Below are 21582 nucleotides of genomic sequence, written 5' to 3'. Positions count from 1 at the left end.
AACCTCTTCGATCAAAGGACCGTTAAGACGCTGCTGTTATCTATCCAGCATAATTACAAGGCCTTATTAGCTCAGTTTGCGGGGGCTTTTACATCCCTCGACCATAGAGGTACCCTATTTTACGCAAGCTTGTGACAAGTACCCGTAAAATCCTTATCATGCCGCTTTCACCAAATAAGTCGGTCATGATGAGCAATACGATAAAACTTACCGAATTCAGTCACGGCGCAGGCTGCGGCTGTAAAATATCCCCCGCCATCCTGGATAAAATCCTTGCAGGAGGGATAGATAGAACCCCAGACCCAGCGCTATTAGTGGGTAACAGCACACGCGACGATGCCGCCGCCTACGATCTGGGTAATGGTGAAGTGATTCTCAGTACCACCGACTTTTTTATGCCTATAGCCGACGACCCCTTCGATTTCGGCCGCATTGCAGCAACGAACGCCATTAGTGATATCTACGCTATGGGCGGCACACCCATTATGGCCATCGCCATTCTGGGCTGGCCGGTAAGTGCCCTGCCCGCAGAGGTTGCCGCCCAAGTTGTGGAAGGAGGCCGCCAGGCCTGCGCCGACGCCGGGATTCAGCTGGCAGGCGGCCACAGTATCGATTCCCCGGAACCGATTTTCGGGCTGGCCGTTACCGGCCGGGTACCCAAGCAGCGCCTAAGAAGGAATGCCTCGGCAACTGCAGGCTCACAGCTTTACCTCACTAAACCTCTCGGTATTGGTGTGCTTACCACGGCTCAAAAACAGAAGAAGCTCAAGCCCGAACACGAATTTTTGGCCCGTGACTGGATGTGTAAACTCAACAATATTGGCAGTGAACTGGCGAAGCTGGACGAGGTAACGGCCATTACCGATGTCACCGGCTTTGGTCTACTTGGCCATTTGCTGGAGGTCTGCGAAGGTAGCAACCTAAAAGCTCTTCTCAATTTCGATAAGGTTCCCGTGCTGGCCCCCATTCAGGAATACCTGCAACTGGGTTGCATCCCCGGCGGCACGCAACGTAATTTCGATAGCTATGGGCACAACGCGGCGCCCCTTTCCGATCTGCAGAAACAGATTCTCTGCGATCCGCAAACCAGTGGTGGCCTGCTTATAGCCGTCGAGCCCGCAGGGCAATACAACGTTGAGAAGCTACTCACCGGGGCAGGTATCACTCCCAACGTCATTGGTGAACTGCAAGCCTACGGCAGCGGTCACCGGGTAGAGTTTATCGCGTGACCGATACCATCGATTACAAACACATTTTTTTATCCGATGCCCCGATGATGGATACACGCGCACCGGTGGAATTTGCTCGCGGTAGCTTTCCGTTAACCCAAAACCTGCCGCTCATGACCGATGATGAAAGAGCACAAGTCGGTACTTGCTACAAACAAAAAGGGCAGGATGCAGCCATCGAACTGGGCCACTCACTGGTTAGGGGCAGTATCAAGGAAGCGCGTGTAAACGCCTGGTTAGCGTTTGCAAAACAGAACCCTCAAGGCTATTTGTTCTGTTTTCGCGGCGGCCTGCGTTCGCAAATTTGCCAGCGCTGGCTGGCAGAAGCCGGTTGTGACTACCCCCGGGTAGAGGGTGGCTACAAAGCCATGCGCCGTTTTCTGATTCAAACTCAGGAACAAACACTTAACACCAAAAAGCTAGTGATTCTCGGTGGGAATACCGGCTCGGCCAAAACCGAACTGTTAGATCAGGTCGCTCATAGCCTGGACTTGGAGGGCATGGCCAATCACCGGGGCAGTGCTTTTGGGAAACGTATCGGTGGTCAACCGCCGCAAATATCATTTGAAAACACGCTTGCCGTCGGTTTTCTCAAACACAACCACCATTTTCCAAATGCCAATATCGTATTAGAGGATGAAAGCCGTCTAATTGGCCGTTTGTGTCTGCCCCCAGAATTACTGGAGGCTATGAAAAAATCGCCTCTAGTACTGGTGGAAACAACACTGGAAGAGCGCGTTTCCCATTCATTCGAAAACTATATTTTGCGTAACCTGCAGGAAAGCCTAACAACCTTCGGCGAGCAGGATGGCTTCGACTATTTTGCCACGGAGCTGCTGCAGTCACTGAGCAACATCCGACGCCGCCTCGGCGGTGAGCGGTTTACGCAGCTGAATACACAAATGGAAAACGCATTGGCGCAACACAAAAATGGTGACAGCAGTGGACATATTGGCTGGATCGAAACCCTTCTGCGCGACTATTACGACCCCATGTACAGCTACCAGATCCAACAAAAAACCGAACGGGTTATTTTCCGAGGAAGACCTGAAGCTGTCGTCGAATTTTTAAATAAGGACTCACAATGACAACCTCTAAAACCTCTCTGGCGTTAGCACTACTTTGCCTTTCACTGTTCGCTCGGGCAGAAACGTTCACCTTTACTGCGATTCCTGATGAAGATGAATCGCGATTGGTTCAGCGTTTCACTCAAGTCTCCGACTATCTGGAAAAAGAGCTCGGAGTGGAGGTTAATTATATCCCGGTTAAATCCTATGCCGCGGCGGTAACCGCCTTTCGCAACAATCAGGTTCAACTAGCTTGGTTTGGCGGGCTTTCGGGAGTGCAGGCACGCCTACAAGTTCCAGACTCTCTAGCACTGGCACAGGGATATGAGGACCAGTTTTTTAAAACCTATATCATCGCCCACAAGAGCGCAGGTTTAACTAAAAGCGATAATTTCCCAAACGCTATTAAGGGTAAAACTTTTACCTTCGGCTCAAAGGGCTCCACCTCTGGCCGACTGATGCCAGAATTTTTTATTCGAGAGCATTTTAAACAAGCTCCACAAAAAGTATTCCAGCGCGTAGGATTTTCTGGTGACCATAGTATGACCATCGCTCAAGTACAGGCGGGTGCGTACCAACTGGGAGCCGTCAACTACCTCGTGTGGGAAACAGAATTAGCCGCAGGAAAAATTGATTTAACAAAAGCGAGCGTAATTTGGGAAACACCCAATTATGCCGATTATCAGTGGACCATACGCGGCGACGCCGACAAACGCTACGGAAAGGGTTTTACTGAAAAAGTACGAAAAACTCTATTGAATATGAAAGAGCCTTCGTTACTACAGGCCTTCCCGCGTAAATCGTTTGTTCCTGCCAGCAACAGCGATTACGAAGCCATTGAATCGACCGCTCGCGCCATTGATATTCTTCAATGAATTCTGGTGATATTACATTAAGCGATTTTCACTGGAGTATTGGTGAGCAGGCCATACTCAAGGGCATTAATTTTTCCGTAAAGCCCGGTGAAAAAATTGCACTGCTTGGCTCTAGCGGCGCAGGAAAATCAAGCTTACTGATGGCGCTGTACCAGCGAGTGCGCAACCAGGCATCTTTCTGCCCACAACAGCTGGGGCTCGTGGATACGCTGTCGGTATATCACAACATTTATATGGGCCAGCTGGAGCAACACTCCAGCTTAACCAACCTATGGAATCTGCTTTTCCCCCTGTCCGCCCATAAAAAAAACATTCACACTCTAGCCTCTACTCTGGGTATAGAGCACTTGTTATCCAAAACCACCAACCAATTATCCGGTGGCGAACGTCAGCGCGTTGCCATTGCCCGCGCGCTGTATCGCGAGCAATCCCTGTTTTTGGGGGATGAACCCACCACAGGGCTAGACCCCAGCCGCAGCCAGCAGGTCTTGGAGCTTATACTTGCCCGCCACCAAACGGTTATCATCGCTCTGCACGATCCTCAGCTGGCACTGTCGGCCTTTGATCGTATAGTCGGCGTTCACAACGGCCATATTATTTTCGATCGCCCTTCGGCCTCCTCTTCCAGCGAACAGCTCAACGAACTGTATGCTGGCGCCAGGTTTTAAGCCATGTTGATCAACCGGCTGCCCTTCTCCGGTCGACCCTTTATTCAAACCAGTTTAATGTTCGCGTTTCTGGCGATCGCAAGCCTACCCTTTGCCGATCTAACCATTTATCCTTCGGAGCCCTGGCAAGAACTGCTACGTATATTTCACGGTTTGTTAACGCCGCACTGGTACGACTGGCCAACGCTTGGAGAAGCGCTCCTTTATACCCTGGCCTTTGCTTTCGCAGCGGTCGCCATTTCTGTCTTGACGGGCCTACTGCTCGCCACCCTTTTTAAGCACCGCAGCATAAGGCTCTTTTGCTCCAGTATTCGCGCCGTACACGAGCTGTTTTGGGGCCTTATTTTTATGCAGGTATTTGGCCTTTCGGCGCTTACCGGTGTACTGGCCATTGCCGTTCCCTATACGGGTATCTTTGCCAAAGTTTTTGCCGAAATTTTAGAACAGCAATCACCCCTGCCCGCCCAAACCATTGCAAAAAAAAGCGGCTTTAGCCACTGGTTTTATACGCTGTTTGCCCAAGCGCTACCGCAACTCACAACCTACATTCGTTACCGGTTTGAATGTGCCCTGCGCTCAAGCACAATTCTAGGATTTATCGGTCTGCCTACCTTAGGGTTTTATTTTGAAACAGCCTTTAAACAAGGTCAGTATTCCGAAGCAGCCTGTTTGCTCTGGGCATTTTACGCACTAATCGCCAGCCTGCGCTTTTGGCTTCACTGGAAACTGGTGCCCATTTATTGTATTGCAGCAATTTTTTTATTGCCTGAATCGGCCCCTGTTAACAGCCAGTACTTCTGGCAGTTTATTTGTCACGACATTTGGCCCAGAGCTTTGCAAGAAGGCCGCTGGCTCGACGCCCTAATCTGGTACAACCAACAAATAACGGAAACACTTATTCCCGCCACCGCTTATACATTATTACTTTCCCTAATCGCTCTGGTACTTACAGCCCTATTTGTTTTACTGCTATACCCACTCGCCAGCAGGATTCTGATTGGCCGAGCTTATATGCTGGGTCACAGCCTATTGTTATTCTTCCGCTCCACACCCGAGTTGGTGTTGGCCTTTGTTTTTCTATTGCTATTCGGTCCCTCCGCTTTACCGGCAATTTTAGCCCTGGCTCTACATAACAGTGGGCTTATCGCCTACTTAATTGCCCGTGAAAGCGAACATGTAAAACTGCGTATTGATGCGCCTAAAGGCTTCAACCTCTACAGCTACGAATTAACACCGCGCCTCTATCCACGTATCATGGCGCTGCTACTCTACCGCTGGGAAGTTATCATTCGTGAATCTGCGATTCTCGGCTTACTTGGCGTTACCACATTGGGTTTTTATGTCGATTCGGCCTTTGAGGAAATTCGCTACGATAAAGCCCTGCTGTTAGTCGTCTGTGCAGCGGTATTAAATATTGCGGTTGATAGTGTGGCCCGAAAAATTCGCCAACACTGCCAGTTACAGGAACCCCTTCCGTCATCATCAGAATAACGACATAATCTCCGTTATACTTTCGGTAATACACGCGCTATATGGAAACATAATGAAACGAACAACGTCCGTCCTCACCGCTCTTGTTATCGCTGCCTTTTCCTCTCACGTTCTCCCCGCAAGCCCACTACCCACAATGAAGGATGCCTATCACTCGGCCTTTCTGATCGGTAGCGCTATCAATACGGCCATTGTGGCAGGCGAAGACAAACAGACTCAGCGAATCATCACAACACAGTTCAATACTATTACCATAGAAAATGATATGAAGGCGGCACTGATTAACCCCGAACCCGGCATCTACAATTTTCCACCGGCTGATGCCTATGTCGCCTTCGGCAAACAACACGATATGTTTGTCGTCGGTCACACACTGGTCTGGCACAACCAGACCCCCGCTTGGTTTTTCCACAATGAAAAAGGCGAAGCCAACACGCCAACTCAACAGCTGGAACGCATGCGCAGCCATATCGAAACCGTAGCGGGCCGCTACGCAGGAAAAGTTCACGCCTGGGATGTTGTCAACGAAGTTATCGCCGATGATGGCTCCTATCGACCAACCACTTGGGTTAAAGGCGCAGGGGGTGGCGATACGATGGTGAAGGCTGCGTTTACCTATGCCGCGAAATATGCACCCAATACAGAGCTCTATTACAACGACTTTAACGCTTGGCGTCCGGCCAAAAGAGACGGGATTGTGCGTATGGTCAAAATGCTACAAAAAGCGGGGATTCGTATCGATGGCATTGGCATCCAGGGTCACTGGGGCTTGAATTACCCCAAAACAGAGTATATCGAAGCGGCCATTGATGCCTATGCCGCGCTTGGCGTAAAAGTAATGATTACCGAGCTGGACGTTGATGTGTTACCACTCACCAAAGAGGGCCAGATTATTGGCACCGGCATGATGCACCCACAGTTTCAGCTAGAGGAATTTATGACCGTTTTAAATCCTTATGCCGCAGGGCTGCCAAAACATGTGGAGCAGCAGCTGTCAGACCGCTACGCGCAATTGTTTGAAATTTTTTACGACCGACGGGATAAAATCGATCGCGTAACCCTCTGGGGGGTTCACGATGATATGTCCTGGAAGAATGGCTACCCCATTCCCAACAGAACAAATTATCCCTTGCTCTACAACCGACATAAACAGGCCAAACCTGCCGTAGCCGCTATACTGAACGTGCCCATGGAAAAGTAGCGCACAAAGTAGTGCGCGGTAACGTCATTCAAGCGCAACTACTTGAATGCACTTCAGCGCAGTTACGTCGCTGTAACCAAAATACACCCTCCAGTAGAACCTTTCGATTAGTGTACCGCCCACAGCTCACCGAGGGCGGTTACCATCTGTAGCCTCTGGCTTGGATCGCTAGCTAGGCTCAACTGAACGCAGTTGCTTTCACCACGTCATAAACGCTGATAATACCGCGAGCAACCTGTTGAAAAACGTAAGTGAGGCCGAGAGCCCATTTTTAGCTGCCTGACAACCTGACTCCGAAAAAATCGGTTACATCGCAACCACAACCAATTCATACAATAGAAAAATCTCTTAGAAAAATGAAGCCTATCGGCAGATACGACCACATTTACCCGTCACTAGAAGAGCCATTGTTTTTTAGAAATTGTGCGAATTCATCCCCAGGCATCGGTTTGGCGTACAAATAACCCTGCGCATAATCACACCCCGCACGAACCAGTAAATCAGCTTGGGCCGATGTTTCTACGCCCTCAGCAATAACCTTTAATCCCAGCTTATGCGCCATCACGATAATAGCTTCACATAGTATAAGGTCATCCGTATCGGCACCGAGATTCTGCACAAATAAACGATCGATTTTCAAAAAATCAATATCAAATTTTTTCAGGTACGATAGCGATGAATAGCCGGTCCCAAAGTCATCAATCGCTATATTGATTCCTTGATCACGATAGGCCAACAATTGATCCGTAATCTCTTTCTCTGCATGAAGCAATAAGCCCTCGGTGATCTCCAGCACGATATTGCTACCGGAAAGTCCAAGTGTTCCGATATGGTCCAGCCAGTCTGCCGTGTATTTCTTATTTTCCATTTTGTACTGCACTGGTGACATATTGATACTAATTTTCAGATCAAGCTGGTGCTGATTGTTCCACTCGGCTATTTGTCGAGTCGCTTCTTTAAAAACCCAACTGCCAAGCTGGTTAATAACACCGGTTTCTTCTGCCAAGGGAATAAATTCGTTAGGCGCAATCAGACCTTTCTTAGGGTGTAGCCAGCGAGCCAACCCTTCTGCTTTTTTGATCTGCCCGGTCGCCAAATCAATAATAGGTTGATAATAGACACTAAACTGATTAGCGACGAGAGCGTCACGCAAATCACGGATCGTACGTAGTCTTTTCTGAGCTAACTCTTGCATTGACGGTGTAAAATAACTAAAACAATTCCGCCCCCTTCGCTTTGCCTCATACATGGCTTGATCAGCATTTTTTATTAGCTCATCTATATCCGAACTATCATTGGGTGACAAGGTAATACCGATACTACCGGAGATATAAACCTCATCTCTATTAATTCGATAAGGTTTGGACAGTTCAATAAGAATTCTAGCGGCAACATCGTCTACATGTTTAATTTCAACGATCTCAGAAAGAATCACCGCAAATTCATCCCCCCCCAAACGAGCAACGATATCGGTATCCCTTAACAGCCCACTAATACGAGAAGCTGCATCCTTAAGAAGCATATCACCGACTTCATGACCTAGGGTATCGTTTATCTCTTTAAACAAATCAAGATCGATTATCAATAGGGCCAAAGGAAGATTCCCCCGCCCGGAGATCTGCAGCTTAGTCTCCAAACAGTTTCGAAACATATTTCTGTTTGGCAAATTCGTTAATGCATCATAATTTGCCTGCCGCCTAATTAATTCTTCAGATTTTTTCTTATCCGTAATATCAGAAAATATTGCGACATAACGATACACATCACCAGCAGCATTACGAATAGTTTTAATCGATAACCACTTAACGTAATCCTCACCGTTTTTCTTGCAATCCCAGACTTCACCTTGCCAACTCCCTGCCGCACTTATCTCAGCCCACATTTTTTTAAAAAAGGCTCTATTGTGCTTACCAGAAGCAAAGACGGCGGGATTTTCACCCTTAACCTCATCAAAACTGTAACCCGTTATGCTGGTATATGCCGGGTTGATTGCGATAATTTTATTGTGTTGGTCCGTTACCATCATTCCTTCTGTGCTGTTCTGGAATACCAGTGACTTTAGCTGTAGCTCCTCTTTCTGTCTCTCCAACAATTCGATTTTTGAATTAAGCTTTTTTTGTAATCTACTGATATGAATACTCTCGTAGACGACACGAGGCAAAGATTCCACGCCACGAGATTCATATTCGAGACTTTTTTCCTCGAGAACCTGATTAATGACATCGATAACCGTCACAGGATCCTGAGGCTTTTGCATAAATCTGTCAGCGCCTAAAGACATAGCAAAACGCTCATCTGCTGGCTCGGTATAAGTCGCCGTATAAAAAATAAAAGGAATACCCTTAAAAATGGGATCATCTTTTAATTGGCGGCACAATTCAAATCCGTCCATCTCCGGCATTAAAATATCAGAAATTATCAAATCCGGAACGTTTTTCTTAACGCGGGCTAAGGCCTCTATTCCATTGCCCGCAGTTTCTACAAGAAAGGATCTCCCTTCCAAAGCGGCCTCGAGTAAAATTCTCGAATCTTCACTATCTTCTACGATAAGCACCCTCATCTGCTTTCTCCAAGCGCCGTATTTATTTGTGCTATAACTTTATTTGGGTCAATTGGCTTTTCCACGTAACCACTACAACCACAGGATATCAAACGTTCCCGGTCGCCAGCCATAGCATAGGATGTCATGGCGACAACGGGAATATGGGCCATCTCCACATCCTTACGAATCATATCCATGACGCAGTAACCGTCAATATCTGGCAGCTGAATGTCCAGCAGGATAAAATCTGGCTTTTCCGCTTTAGCAATCTCACAACCCATATTTCCCGTATCAGCTTTCAACACCCGATAGCCACTCATTTCCAGAATATCGCAAATTAGCAGCATATTATCGGGGTTATCTTCAATTACCAGCGCCGTCTTCATGAACAATACCTTCTGTTGAATTCACTTCTATTAACGATATTGGCACCCGTATCCAGAATCGACTACCTTCTCCTAAACGGCTCTCTGCACCAACCGCCCCCTTCAATAGATCCTTCGCAATTTTATTGGTTAAGTATAGGCCAAGCCCAGTGCCACCCTCCTGGATTTTTATATGCGACTCCAACCGCTCAAATGGTTCAAATAGCTTTGCCATATCTTCATCTCGAATACCAATTCCTTTATCTGTCACGCTACACAGTAAAAAACCAGCTTCGATTTTGGCATCAATATGTATATCTCCCCGCTCGGAATACTTCACAGAGTTACTAAGGAAATTCAATACACATTGATACAAACGACGCCTGTCTGTAACCATCCAGATAGCGCCTTCGGTTTCTACAGAGAAAGTTAACCCCTTTACATCAGCCATTTGTTTAAGGCTGCTAACAGCTTCTTCAATTATCTCGCCAAAGTCGAAATTGGACAACTCGACATCAAAGTTTCCAGATTCAATCTTCGAGATATCAATAACATCGGTAATCAAGGAAAGAAGATGCAATCCTGAACGGTGTATACGTCCAGCATAATCTATATATTTGTCATTGAGATCCCCACAAAAACTATTCTTCATTAAGCTTGAAAAACCGATGACCGCATTCAAGGGGGTTCTTAACTCGTGGGAAACGGAGGCAATAAACATAGATTTTAATTGATCCAGCTCCTTCAGCTTTGTATTGGCCCGTTCCGTTTCTGCCTTTGCAAGAGCCAGCTCCCGCTTTTGTTTTTGTACATACAGCAACCAAAGAAAACTAAACAAAATAACGAATGCCAAAACTCCAACAACTGAAAATACATATTTATAGTCTACACCAACATTAAAATCGTACTTCAGCCAGCGTTGTTTTATTTCTGTCCGGTGTCTATCCGATACTAGACCTAGCGATTTTTCAATAATGGAGTACAACTCCGGAAACTCTTTATTCACACCAATAGCCAAGTCTACGGTATATTCAGTTGCCGCAGAAACTTTAATATTGGTGAGTCCAGTTTTATTTAGGAGGTAAACAGCGACCGTTAAATTGCCCACGTAGGCATCAATATTGCCCACCGACAACGCTTGCAAAATATCTTCTGTATTCTCGAAATGGATGGCATTAAGATCAGGGTGTTCTTTCTCGATCTGCTCGCCCATTGAATAACCCTGCTCAACCCCAATTTTTTTACCGTATAGATCGTGTATATCGGCAACTAATCCAAAGTCGTTCCGAGTAAAAATCACATACGGAAACGTTAAGTAAGGGCGACTAAAATTCAGGTAATCTCTGCGCGCGGGAGTTGAAACAATAGCGGGTACAACATCTAATCGCCCACTTTTACTTTCTTCCAAAACTTCAGTCCATGATTTTACGTCTGGCGCGAGATACCTAATCCCTGACATATCAAATATAGTCTTTACGAAATCAGAGGTCATGCCTTGATACTGACCGCTATTATCGATCCATTCAACGGGTGGCCAAGCCCGATCCACGCCAAGACGCAATGGTTGGTGGGATTGAATCCAGGCAATCTCTTTTGGACTAAGCAACGCCCTCAATTGAGAACGAAGATCTTCCATTCTGTTGTCTTGCCGGCTGGGCTTAACGATGGCAGAACGCTCTGCGACATCAATATCATTCAAGGCCAATTGCAGAATATCTCGCAGAATGGGCCAGTCCTTTCTTACACCGATGGCATTTACAGACGAGGTCTCATTTACTTTCCCTCGTGCGACTATATTGGTGATAAGCTCGTTTTCTATCAGGTAATTTGCTACCGCTCTATTTCCAATATAAGCCTCGACAACACCTTTAGATAGGGCGTCCAGCGCATCGCTGGTTGTTGCATATTCTTTTGCTACAATTTCAGGGTATTTGGACTTAAGCACCGAAACAATAAAAAAATCTTTTTCCACACCAACAGTCTTTCCACGAAGGTCAGTAAGCGTATTAGCCGCATCATCGCCTTTTCGTGTAAAAATAAGATGCGGAACCTCGATATAGGGCTCAGTAAAAAGAACATACTCTTCCCTATCTTTTCGCGGTGTAATATCCAGTAACGCATCTAGTTTTTTTGCTTTCACAGCGCCATAGTTATCCCGCCATAAGCCGGGAACTATTTCCAGGCGATTACCTAAGCGCCTATTTATTGCCTGGATATAGCGAACACCTATACCTCTGGGCTCACCGCCAGAGTCAACATAATCCATTGGTGGCCAGGAGTTCATAATACCGACACGAATCGTTGGGTGATCTGAAAGCCAGTTCAATTGCTCGTCAGAAAACAGTTCCTTTTCGGCGAAATATAACCCACGGTGCACATAAATCCATTGAGCGTTCAATTTCTGCTTTTCTTCGCGGGTTATCGCAGCCAGTGCTTTTTCGACAATGCTATGTAAGATGGGCTTGTTTTTATTGATACCCATATACAAGGGAGGATTGGAAATTTCATCACTACCGACATTACCAATTAACTCTATATTAGGAATGTAATTTTTTTCCAATACATAGGAGACCGTACCAATACTGTCAACAAACGCGTCTGCTTCACCAAGCGACACCCGTTTTAGTCCCTCTATAACGCTGTCCACAGCTATTACTTCAACATTCGGGATGGTGTCCTCTATCGCACTAGTGATACTAAAACCGCGTATACCCGCGACCCTCAACCCTGCAAGGCTGTGCACATCACGTATCGTTTTGTTTTTTTTATTAACGACAAGTACGGAAGGTTGGGAGTAGTAACTTTTGGTAAAAAGCGTATATTTTTCGCGTTCTTTATTGAGGTAGATCGCGGGCATTATATCAATGTCACCGACCTTAAATTGCTCCAGTAATTCCGCCCAAGTAACGCCATTAATAAATTCTACTTTTAAACCCGCTTTTTCGGCGGCCAGTCTAGCAATATCAATTGAATAGCCTTCGGGTCTACTGTTCTCGACGTAATCAAAAGGAGGCCAGTCCATTTCGTTGGCCACAACAATAACCGGATTTTGCCTAATCCAGTTTTTTTCCAACGGCGTTAGCTCGAGAAGACTCTCTTGAGCTGAACCGAGTGCATACTGTGCGAGCAGGGCGGTAAGTATAAGCATTGCCCTGAGTGGCTTTTGCGATCCTAAAGCTAAACCCATTATTATTTTCCCTTAATCAGCCCCGGAGACAGGTTTTACACCCTTTACTTTCACGACTTCCCTATTCTTTTTATTTACGGTAACCCCTTATCTCATTATGACGCGGATATAACCTAGGTCACTCAATCGAACCCGGTACTTTCTTCCGAACGTCCACAAGTTCAAGACTAGATTGGGTATTAGATAGTATACGTTTTGCAGAACCCGATCAAAAGTAAACGTACAATATACGCCAAGGTTAAGATTACAGGCGGCATAAGATCGAGCGAGAAGGTTATGAGTCCGATTGGCTAGGCCCTTACGACACAAGAAGTAATCAAATAGACATCCTAAAAACAATAGCCTTACCCTATCAAAGGGTTTAGCCTGTTACCCTCACACTTCACAGCCCTCGGCACAATCCATAGCATTCAGCCCTAACTACGTGAGGCCAGGATTGTGGGGAGAAATATTTCCATTAACATCTTGTCCATGCTACACAGCTTGGGCATCAGGGGTCTTTTGAGATTGAGTACACCCAAAGGCTGCTTAAATAACAGGGGAATTGAAATTATTCCAGCATTGCTCAGGGAGCAAGCCGCAGCAGTACTCAAGCTCTATTCTAGCTCTGATGGAGCTCTGTATAACGGCGGAGAAAATCGTTTGGCGTCGGAATTAAAGTAGAAAAGGATCACCAATTCAAGCGACGTTTTTGAATAGCTATAGACGTAACATGCCTCAATTTGTATATATTAGCACTCTTTATTAACCGCTCCGTCAACTCAGCCGCATCCTGGTAACACCAAAAAATCATTATTTCTATTACAAATAAAAAAGGGCGGCCAAAGCCGCCCAACTGGTGCAAAGCTTATATCTTTGGAGGATTACAAGCTTACTCATAAAACGTTAAATTAGTGCTTCCAGGTCGCTACACCCACTGCGGGGTTTGCTGCCAGGCCGATTTCCCTCGCGTGCTCTTCAAAGGCTTTGTTTCGCCAAAAGAATGCACCAGGCATTGTGGTCGGCACAACCAACACATAAAAAATTGCTCGGCCAATAAGCGCCGCTGCGATTAAACTAAGCCCCACAACCGCCCACAAGCTTAACGCCAACACTCCACTGAATGCTGTTGCTGCCATTATCGCAATAGCAATGACGTTTATGCCTATTAGAATGTTACGCAGCCAATAACTTTTACCAAACGTAGTGGACTGGATATAATGCGAGACTGCGCCTTCGGTTTCTGAAGCATTTAAATCCCCCGCATGCTTATACAGACCCAAGGCCTCAATCATCAAGCCGGCGACAATGACACAAGCAAGTGTAGAGAGTAGTGCTATATAGTCGCCACCGATCACAACAAGATAAGGCACACTTAACAAGCCGTACACCAATCCTCCCATAGCCAACGCACTACCACCAAAAGTGGTCGCCGTTTGCCAGTGGTCCCAGAATGGTCGTGCTTTAATACGATAACACCGGTACATGTAATACAGGCCAACCAAACTCCCCAAAAAGGCCAGAGTACCGGTCACGAGCGAAGGAACAAAAGTATACGCAGCTAATGAGGTACCAAACAGCTGCTGAAAGAGGGGGTTATTGGGAAGCATACACAACAAGTGCAAACCGGCAAACCCCATAAATACTGCAACGCCAGCACCCTCCCGACTTACCGGCGAGTGCCTGAGGTTATTAAAGCCACGATAAAAACGAATCGGCTTACCCAAATGAGTGGTCGATAAAAATAAACCTAAACCCGCCAAACCAAACGCTATTGCAACCATCGGCACGTACATAACCGATTGCATGGCTGCATCTAACGCTGGCACACCTAACATGCCGCCAAGAAAGGCTGTGGCAAATAGCCCGATTGCAGCTTGTGTCACTAAGGTAAAAATCACCAATGGATTTTCACGAGAAGACAAACGCTTCAAATTCCAATGCTTATCAACGCCTTCTTTCTGATCAACAACAGGCCTGTATTTCCCGTCTTCATTATTCTTGTGATACTTCACTGGTATAGAATCAGTGCGCGTCACTTCGCGTGGCAGAGTTTTGACCTGCTGAAAGCGAATATTGGGGTTGGTAATGGACGGGTCGGGGAACCCTGGAATTTGCGTTTCGATTTGCTCGCGATTTTCCGGTGTATTTTCGACCACTCCGAAGTTGAGTGCATTGCCCAAGCAAGCGGATACACATGCGGGTTTTAGCCCGACCTCCAATCGATCTACGCACATATTACATTTTTCTACCTGACCATTTACCGGGTCGAGCTGTGGCGCATTGTAGGGACACACCCAGGTGCAGTAACCGCAACCAAAGCAAATATCCGGGTCCTGAATAACAGCCCCATACTCCGGGTGCTTAGTATAAGCGCGAGTAGGACACCCCTTCAAACAAACCGGATCGTCACAGTGGTTACACGCCATCGAAATATTCATACGGGTAAAGTTCGGAAAAGTACCGCCCTCTACGTAACCTACTGAGCGATAGCTCAAGTGTGGAGGCAGATCATTTTTCTCACTACATGCGGCTTCGCAGGCATGGCAGCCAATGCAATTATCCGCAGTAAAATGAAACGCGTGCTGCTTGGTACGATTGGGATTCGGGCCAATAGCTTCATCACCATTAATACAAAGGCTTACACCGTTATCTTCTACCGGCGTTAAATTGATCGCTTGACCGTAACGATTTTTTTCGAGAGTCTCTGGGTCAAACAATTTTGCGTAGGGAGGTTCGTCTTCTCTTACTTTGAACACGTTTGATCCTTGATAATAATTAATTTTATCGTTTTAGCCATGAATGAAAAACCGGTTTACAAAAATTAAAATTCCCGCATTTCCATATTCAATCGCGCAGCTTCATCCTGATCGATCTCTTCAATTCTTACAGCAGATTGTTTGAACGCGGGCTGTCTTGAATATGGATCGAGCAAACCGAGAGATAAGCGGTTAATACAGTCATGATAATGCATAGGAATAAACACCATATTCCGTGCAACCCGCTGAGTAGTTTGCACCAGCACGACAGCATCGCCCCGGCGCGAGACCAAGCGCACGTAACTCATATGCTTAATGCCCATCTCAGCCGCCGCATCGGGATTCATTTCCATATAGGGTGTTGGACTGAATTTATTACAGTTACCTATTTTTCCCGTTTTTGTCCGAGTGTGAAAATGCTCAACAACCCGACCGCTGTTCAACCAGAACGGAAAGTCTTCACAGGGGCATTCATTGTTTTCTATATAGGGCATGTCCATCAACTTGGCCTTGCCATCCGGGTGTTGGAAAACCCCTTCGGTATAAAGCCTTGGTGAGCCCTCTTCCTGCCCCTCGCGAAACGGCCACTGAATACCACGTTTTTGTTCGATAAGGTCGTAACTCATGCCGGAAATATCCAGCATACGATCATCCCCTTTGGAAAGCGCCTTCATTTCCTCGAACACCTCTTCAGTATCTTCAGGGAAGGCCATTTTTCTGCCCTGCTCCCAACGCTTGGCAAGCTGGGTGAAAATCCAAAAATCGGGTTTACTATCGCCAATAGGCTCAACGACAGGGCGCGTAAGGTTTACACGCCGTTCAGTGTTCGTAAAACACCCTTTTTTCTCTGCCCAAAGCGCCGCAGGCAAATAAACATTGGCATACTGAGTGGTCTCCACATCTTCGTAGCAATCCTGTACAACGCAGAACTCCAAATTCTGGAACGTCTTACGAATACGGGCGGAATTGGGCATAGAAGTCATGGGGTTGGTTGCAACCAGCCACAGAGCTTTAATCTGTCCTGTTTCAATTGCAGGAAATATATCGGTTTCCACCAGGCCGCGTTTTTCCGGGAAAAATTCAGGGTCGACGCCCCAGAATTGGGCAACTTCTTCTCGATGCTTGGGTTTTTCCAAGGCTCTATAACCGGGTAAACCAGAGCAAGAAGACCACTCACGAGTCCCCATTGCATTGTTCTGACCAGTAATAGAAAGACTGGTACCACCGGGCTTTCCGATATTACCGGTAATTAAATTCAAGTTATTAATGCCACATACTCCATCAGAACCGTGAGTGCTTTGGTTAATGCCCATTGTCCAAATAGACATGGCAGCACCGGCCTTGGCATAGAGCCGCGCAACATTGCGGATGGTATCTTCGTCAATACCACAAATTTTTGAAGCTGAGACTGGATCGTACTGGGCAACGACTTCTGCAAACTTTTCATAATTACTGCAACTGCGCTCAATATAGTCGCGGTCTTCCAGGCCTTCATCAAGAATGACATAGGCGAGACTATTCAGCAGCACCAGATCAGTACCCGGTGTAATGGGTAGATGCATATCGGCAAACTGGGAGAACATGGTAACGCGTGGATCGACCACAATAACGGGGAACTTACGTTTTTCCAGCGCCTCTTTTAAACGCCAATAAATAATGGGGTGCTGTTCTGGCAGGTTAGAACCGAAAGCCATTAAGCATTCCGTATGCTCGAAATCCCCGTAACACCCTGGAGGGCCGTCGGAACCAAACGAGCGCTTATAGCCCGACACCGCCGAAGCCATACACAAGGTGGTATTGCCATCGTAATTATTTGTACCGATAACCCCGCGCACCAGCTTCCCGAGGGTATAAAATTCCTCGGTCATGATCTGCCCCGTAGAAACGACCGCAACCGAATCCCGACCATATTTCTCCTGGATACGCTTAAACTCAGCAGCGGTTTTATCCAGAGCGGTATCCCAGTTTGTTTCCTGCCACTCGTCAAAAGCTCTATTGCGAATTTTTGGCGTGCTACCACGACCAACGGAATCGAAAATTTGCGCTTCCGTCAAGCCCTTAATGCAGAGCTTTCCGCGATTCACGTCGGCACCACCCACTCCACGAGTCGTAACCGGCACGCCGTCTTTATTCATGCCGATCTCTATAGAACAGCCCACAGAGCAATAGCCACAAGTGGAGTATTTCCAGTCGACTACGCCCTTGTCTCGAATCTTAATCGGATTTTTCTTTTTTCTACCGAAAAGCATGCGCCTGCCTCACTGGATAAATAGGTGCTATAGATTAATAGGGGTTTACTGCATTATTATTTTGTTGATTTGTACAGCACTTCGCCCCGACAAGTTCGACCAACCCAGCATAGGCGTTAGATCAAACTTGTCGGGGCGAAGTCTCTACGTATTAAACGGCCTTTGCCAGCTGTATCTGCCCGTCCTGCTCTCGAACCGGGTAAGTTTGTACACTTACGGTTTCATCCTCCAAGCACACACCAGTCTGCAAATTAAAATGCTGCTTATACAAAGGTGAGGCAACAACTAACTGCTCTTTTAGATCACCCACTATACCGCGTGCCAACACGGCTGTTTTAGTGAATGGGTCTATGGCATTTAGTGCATACAGCTCATCCTTCACTTTAAAAATCGCCACCTGCTCTTGATCCAAAAGAGCGCGCACACCCAGGAAAGGAGATAGTTCGCTGGCATCACAAACAGATACCCAATTTAATTCAGTACTCATACTCTATTCTCCTATACGGTAGCAGTTTCTTTTTGCTCTACGAAGCGAACGATTTCTTCTTCCGTTGCCGGACGAATCTGTTCGCGCTCCTCAACAAATACAACGGTATCGTCTGCTGAGTCGCTGTTTACAAAAGTGCGGAAACGCTTAAGCTTTTCTGGATTTTCAATGGTGGTTTTCCATTCACACTGATAGGTATCGACCACGTGAGACATCTCACTTTCCAGCTCTTCACAAATATTCAGCTTATCGTCGATCACTACAGATGACAGATATTCCAAGCCTCCTTCCAGATTGTCCATCCAAACTGAGGTGCGCTGTAGTCGATCGGCGGTTCGTACGTAAAACATTAAGAATCGATCGATGGTTCGAATAAGCGCGTTATCATCAAGGCCTGTCACAAACAAATCGGCGTGGCGCGGCTTCATACCACCGTTCCCACACACATATAAGCTCCAGCCATTTTCCGTCGCGATAACGCCCACATCCTTACTTTGTGCTTCCGCACATTCGCGGGTACAGCCCGATACGGCAAACTTTATTTTATGTGGCGAACGCAGACCTTTGTAGCGATTTTCCAATCGAATAGCCATGCCAACACTGTCGAGCATTCCGTAGCGACACCAAGTGCTTCCGACACACGACTTAACGGTACGTAATGATTTACCATAGGCATGTCCCGTTTCAAAACCGGCTTCAATAAGCTCTTTCCAGATTAGCGGTAGTTCGTGCTGTTGCGCACCGAATAAATCGATACGCTGACCACCGGTAATTTTGGTGTAAAGGTTATAGGTTTTAGCCACTTGGCCCAGCACAATTAATTTGTCTGGTGTGATTTCACCACCGGCTATACGCGGCACAATGGAATAGGTTCCATTTTTTTGCATATTTGCCATAAAGTGGTCGTTGGTATCTTGCAACGATGCGTGCTGATCCTCCAACACATAGTCATTCCAGCAACTGGCGAGAATAGAACCGACCGTTGGCTTACAAATGTCGCAACCCAGTCCTTTGCCGTGCTTTTCAAGCATTTCACCAAAGGTCTTAATTTTTTCGACACGAATGATGTGATACAGCTCTTGGCGGGTGTGAGCAAAATGTTCACAGAGATCGGTATTAACCTCAACACCCAAATTCTCAAGTTCACTGTTCATAACTTGTGTTGTCAGTGCAACACAACCGCCACAACTGGTACCCGCTTTGGTAGCGGCTTTTATATCACCAATAGTGACGGCGCCATCCTGCACGGCACAGCAAATTTGGCCTTTACTCACATCATTACAACTACAAATTACAGCCTCATCGGGCAGGGCATCAACGCCCATACCAACACTCGCGGCACCGTCGATGGCCGGTAAAATCAAAGCTTCAGGGGTTTCCGGCAAATCCATACTGTTTACACACATCTGCTGCAGCGTACCGTAGGCATCCACATCCCCTACCAACACAGCACCTAACAATCTGGTTTTATCTTCAGACACAATAATGCGTTTATAAACTTCGTTAACACCGTCCTGATAAACGTAACTTAAGCAACCGGGGGTGCGTCCTTGCGCGTCACCCACGCTGGCCACATCCACACCGAGCAATTTCAGTTTGGTACTCATATCAGCGCCGGTGAAGGCCTCATCGCCACCGGTCATATGGGACACGGCTACTTTGGCCATGGTGTAACCCGGCGCAACCAAACCGAAAATTCGACCGTCCCAAAGCGCACATTCACCAACCGCGTAAATATTGTCTACAGATGTTTGGCAACTATTGTTAACCACGATGCCACCGCGCTCGCCAATATCTAAATTAAACTGGCGAGCCAATTCATCCTGCGGGCGAATACCGGCAGAAAACAAGATCATGTCGGTTTCCAAATGCGAGCCATCGGCGAAGTTCATGCGATAACGCGCTTCTTCACCGTCAACAATTTCCTGAGTATTTTTTTCGGTATGAATGTTCACACCCAATTCAGATATTTTTTTACGCAGTAGTTCACCACCACCTTCGTCCAACTGCACGGCCATCAAACGGGGAGCAAATTCAACTACATGTACTTCCAGCCCCAGGTTTTTAAGAGCATTGGCCGCTTCCAAACCAAGTAAGCCACCACCCACAACAACGCCCACCTTGCTTTCTTTTGCTGAAGCTGTGATGGCTTCCAAATCTTCAATTGTGCGATACACCAAACAGTGGGGCTGATCCTTACCGGGAATAGGCGGAACAAAGGGGAAGGAACCCGTTGCCAGTACCAACTTGTCGTAACTTTCTTCACGGCCGCTGGCCGTAACCACTTTATTTTCGGCGGTTTTCAGCTCCACCACCTTTTCATTCAAAACATACTTAACACCATTTTCCACGTAGTAAGCTTCGGAAGTAAGCATTAAATCATCGACGGTTGAACCGGAAAAATAGGCGCTTAACTTTACCCGGTCGTAAGCCAGGCGTGGCTCTTCAGAAAATGTTATTACTTCGTACTGATCGGCATTCTCGTGGTTGATCAGATTATCAATCAACTTATGTCCAACCATGCCGTTACCGACAACCACTATTCTTTGCTTACTCATATTACGTCCTCAAAATTCTTGTTGTCAGCGCCGTGAACCTAGGCACAGCTTTGATTCAATATTTCCAACTCAGGCAGTGTACGCAATCGCGCTGAAAGGTTCACCACATCACCCACAACTATTAACGCAGGAGACTGAACTTGATGGGTATCAACCAGGTGACTTAACTCCCCCAGCTGCCCCACAATATCCCGTTGATTGGAGCGACAACCGTTTTCGATAATGGCGGCCGGCGTGCTCGCGGAAAGGCCATTACCGATTAAATTTTTGGCGATAATACCTGCACGGCTAACCCCCATATAAAACACCAGGGTGTGTCCTACATGAGCCAGAGCCTGCCAATCCAGGTTTAACTCTGTTTCTCCATGCGCCGTTACAAATGTGCAGCCCTGAGAAACGCCGCGATGGGTAAGAGGAATACCGGCAGCCGTTGTGCAACCCGAAGCAGCGGTAATACCGGGTACAACTTCGGCATCAATACCCGCTTCTCGCAAAGACATCAACTCTTCACCGCCACGACCAAAAACGAAGGGGTCACCGCCTTTAATACGAACAATACTCAAACCCTGTTTTGCTTTCTTTACCAACAAGGCATTAAGATCCTGTTGTGCAATACTGTGGTCATCCTTGCGCTTGCCCACATAGAAAGCAGGTACGGCTTTCGGAAACAGCGCTCGAATCTCATCACTTACCAGATTATCGAACAAAATAAGATCGGCCTGCTGCAAAACACGCAATGCCTTGACTGTTAGCAGGTCTGGGTCGCCGGGGCCGGCGCCGACTAGCCATACTTTCCCCACGTTCGAGCTCTGCGGCCGATGTGCGGAAGTTTTTGTTTGTGAGTACATCATAGTTTCGCCACGAATAATCATTAGTTTTAGCACCAGGCTGGCCGCTAGATAAAACGCCTTATTTAGCAGCCACT

General features: G+C 46.9%; 15 protein-coding genes. 7 read left to right on the top strand and 8 right to left on the bottom strand.

All coding sequences use genetic code 11. The features are described 5' to 3' along the window. Positions 1 to 188: 188 nt before the first annotated feature. Genes selD through H5715_RS02330 form a run of 6 tightly spaced genes read left to right on the top strand, consistent with a single transcriptional unit; the run spans position 189 to position 6531 of the window. Entirely contained in the window at positions 189 to 1229 is a 1041-nt protein-coding gene (gene selD, locus H5715_RS02355) for a selenide, water dikinase SelD (RefSeq protein ID WP_083608063.1), read from the top strand. Continuing rightward, entirely contained in the window at positions 1226 to 2317 is a 1092-nt protein-coding gene (gene mnmH, locus H5715_RS02350; protein WP_075186148.1) for a tRNA 2-selenouridine(34) synthase MnmH, read from the top strand. The genes selD and mnmH overlap by 4 nt, the downstream gene beginning before the upstream one ends. Continuing rightward, positions 2314 to 3171 carry a putative selenate ABC transporter substrate-binding protein gene (locus tag H5715_RS02345; RefSeq protein ID WP_075186149.1) on the top strand — a complete coding sequence of 286 codons (858 nt, stop codon included), beginning with the start codon at positions 2314 to 2316 and terminating at the stop codon, positions 3169 to 3171. The genes mnmH and H5715_RS02345 overlap by 4 nt, the downstream gene beginning before the upstream one ends. Further along, entirely contained in the window at positions 3168 to 3839 is a 672-nt protein-coding gene (locus tag H5715_RS02340) for an ATP-binding cassette domain-containing protein (protein ID WP_075186150.1), read from the top strand. Before H5715_RS02345 ends, H5715_RS02340 begins: the two co-directional genes overlap by 4 nt. A gap of 3 nt (positions 3840 to 3842) precedes the next feature. After that, on the top strand, positions 3843 to 5330 hold the full coding sequence (locus tag H5715_RS02335; RefSeq protein WP_075186151.1) for an ABC transporter permease family protein: 1488 nt from the start codon (positions 3843 to 3845) through the stop codon (positions 5328 to 5330). Between the two features lie 52 nt (positions 5331 to 5382). Beyond that, positions 5383 to 6531 (top strand): endo-1,4-beta-xylanase, encoded by a 1149-nt coding sequence (locus tag H5715_RS02330; protein WP_075186152.1) that lies wholly within the window; start codon positions 5383 to 5385, stop codon positions 6529 to 6531. A gap of 385 nt (positions 6532 to 6916) precedes the next feature. Here H5715_RS02330 and H5715_RS02325 read toward each other — a convergent pair whose 3' ends face one another. The 3 genes from H5715_RS02325 to H5715_RS02315 are packed head-to-tail and all read right to left on the bottom strand — an operon-like array spanning position 6917 to position 12625. Continuing rightward, on the bottom strand, positions 6917 to 9091 hold the full coding sequence (locus H5715_RS02325) for a two-component system response regulator (RefSeq protein WP_075186153.1): 2175 nt from the start codon (positions 9089 to 9091) through the stop codon (positions 6917 to 6919). Next, positions 9088 to 9459 carry a response regulator gene (locus H5715_RS02320; RefSeq protein WP_075186154.1) on the bottom strand — a complete coding sequence of 124 codons (372 nt, stop codon included), beginning with the start codon at positions 9457 to 9459 and terminating at the stop codon, positions 9088 to 9090. Before H5715_RS02320 ends, H5715_RS02325 begins: the two co-directional genes overlap by 4 nt. Continuing rightward, positions 9437 to 12625 (bottom strand): transporter substrate-binding domain-containing protein, encoded by a 3189-nt coding sequence (locus tag H5715_RS02315; protein WP_075186155.1) that lies wholly within the window; start codon positions 12623 to 12625, stop codon positions 9437 to 9439. Before H5715_RS02315 ends, H5715_RS02320 begins: the two co-directional genes overlap by 23 nt. A 507-nt stretch (positions 12626 to 13132) precedes the next feature. On the opposite strand from H5715_RS02315, the gene H5715_RS02310 reads away from it, so the two are divergent. Beyond that, complete coding sequence (locus tag H5715_RS02310; RefSeq protein WP_175574275.1) at positions 13133 to 13288, top strand: hypothetical protein; 156 nt, start codon at positions 13133 to 13135, stop codon at positions 13286 to 13288. A gap of 227 nt (positions 13289 to 13515) precedes the next feature. Here H5715_RS02310 and H5715_RS02305 read toward each other — a convergent pair whose 3' ends face one another. The 5 genes from H5715_RS02305 to cobA all read right to left on the bottom strand — a co-directional run bounded on the left by H5715_RS02305 (position 13516) and on the right by cobA (position 21508). After that, on the bottom strand, positions 13516 to 15363 hold the full coding sequence (locus H5715_RS02305; RefSeq protein ID WP_075186156.1) for a DmsC/YnfH family molybdoenzyme membrane anchor subunit: 1848 nt from the start codon (positions 15361 to 15363) through the stop codon (positions 13516 to 13518). Between the two features lie 65 nt (positions 15364 to 15428). Beyond that, a complete protein-coding gene (locus H5715_RS02300) occupies positions 15429 to 17612 on the bottom strand; it encodes a molybdopterin oxidoreductase family protein (RefSeq protein ID WP_075186157.1) in 2184 nt (727 codons plus the stop codon). Positions 17613 to 17763: 151 nt separating this feature from the next. After that, positions 17764 to 18099, bottom strand: a complete 336-nt coding sequence (gene nirD, locus H5715_RS02295) for a nitrite reductase small subunit NirD (protein ID WP_075186158.1) — start codon at positions 18097 to 18099, stop codon at positions 17764 to 17766. A gap of 11 nt (positions 18100 to 18110) precedes the next feature. After that, a complete protein-coding gene (gene nirB, locus H5715_RS02290; RefSeq protein ID WP_075186159.1) occupies positions 18111 to 20657 on the bottom strand; it encodes a nitrite reductase large subunit NirB in 2547 nt (848 codons plus the stop codon). Between the two features lie 38 nt (positions 20658 to 20695). Next, the gene (gene cobA / locus H5715_RS02285) at positions 20696 to 21508 is read right to left on the bottom strand and encodes a uroporphyrinogen-III C-methyltransferase (protein WP_425507031.1); all 813 of its coding nucleotides are present in this window, start codon (positions 21506 to 21508) and stop codon (positions 20696 to 20698) included. Positions 21509 to 21582: the final 74 nt, after the last annotated feature.

Origin of the sequence: Teredinibacter haidensis (assembly GCF_014211975.1) — a bacterium.
Classification (GTDB): Bacteria; Pseudomonadota; Gammaproteobacteria; order Pseudomonadales; family Cellvibrionaceae; genus Teredinibacter; species Teredinibacter haidensis.
This window is presented reverse-complemented; position numbering and strand designations above follow the sequence as displayed.

What these genes read in the sequence shown, in the direction of transcription:
- selD (WP_083608063.1), top strand. Translation starts at nt 189, where the DNA reads ATGAGCAATACGATAAAACTTACCGAATTCAGTCACGGCGCAGGCTGC.
- H5715_RS02345 (WP_075186149.1), top strand. Translation starts at nt 2,314, where the DNA reads ATGACAACCTCTAAAACCTCTCTGGCGTTAGCACTACTTTGCCTTTCA.
- H5715_RS02340 (WP_075186150.1), top strand. Translation starts at nt 3,168, where the DNA reads ATGAATTCTGGTGATATTACATTAAGCGATTTTCACTGGAGTATTGGT.
- H5715_RS02335 (WP_075186151.1), top strand. Translation starts at nt 3,843, where the DNA reads ATGTTGATCAACCGGCTGCCCTTCTCCGGTCGACCCTTTATTCAAACC.
- H5715_RS02330 (WP_075186152.1), top strand. Translation starts at nt 5,383, where the DNA reads ATGAAACGAACAACGTCCGTCCTCACCGCTCTTGTTATCGCTGCCTTT.
- H5715_RS02325 (WP_075186153.1), bottom strand. Translation starts at nt 9,091, where the DNA reads ATGAGGGTGCTTATCGTAGAAGATAGTGAAGATTCGAGAATTTTACTC.
- H5715_RS02320 (WP_075186154.1), bottom strand. Translation starts at nt 9,459, where the DNA reads ATGAAGACGGCGCTGGTAATTGAAGATAACCCCGATAATATGCTGCTA.
- H5715_RS02315 (WP_075186155.1), bottom strand. Translation starts at nt 12,625, where the DNA reads ATGGGTTTAGCTTTAGGATCGCAAAAGCCACTCAGGGCAATGCTTATA.
- H5715_RS02300 (WP_075186157.1), bottom strand. Translation starts at nt 17,612, where the DNA reads ATGCTTTTCGGTAGAAAAAAGAAAAATCCGATTAAGATTCGAGACAAG.
- nirD (WP_075186158.1), bottom strand. Translation starts at nt 18,099, where the DNA reads ATGAGTACTGAATTAAATTGGGTATCTGTTTGTGATGCCAGCGAACTA.
- nirB (WP_075186159.1), bottom strand. Translation starts at nt 20,657, where the DNA reads ATGAGTAAGCAAAGAATAGTGGTTGTCGGTAACGGCATGGTTGGACAT.
- cobA (WP_425507031.1), bottom strand. Translation starts at nt 21,508, where the DNA reads ATGATGTACTCACAAACAAAAACTTCCGCACATCGGCCGCAGAGCTCG.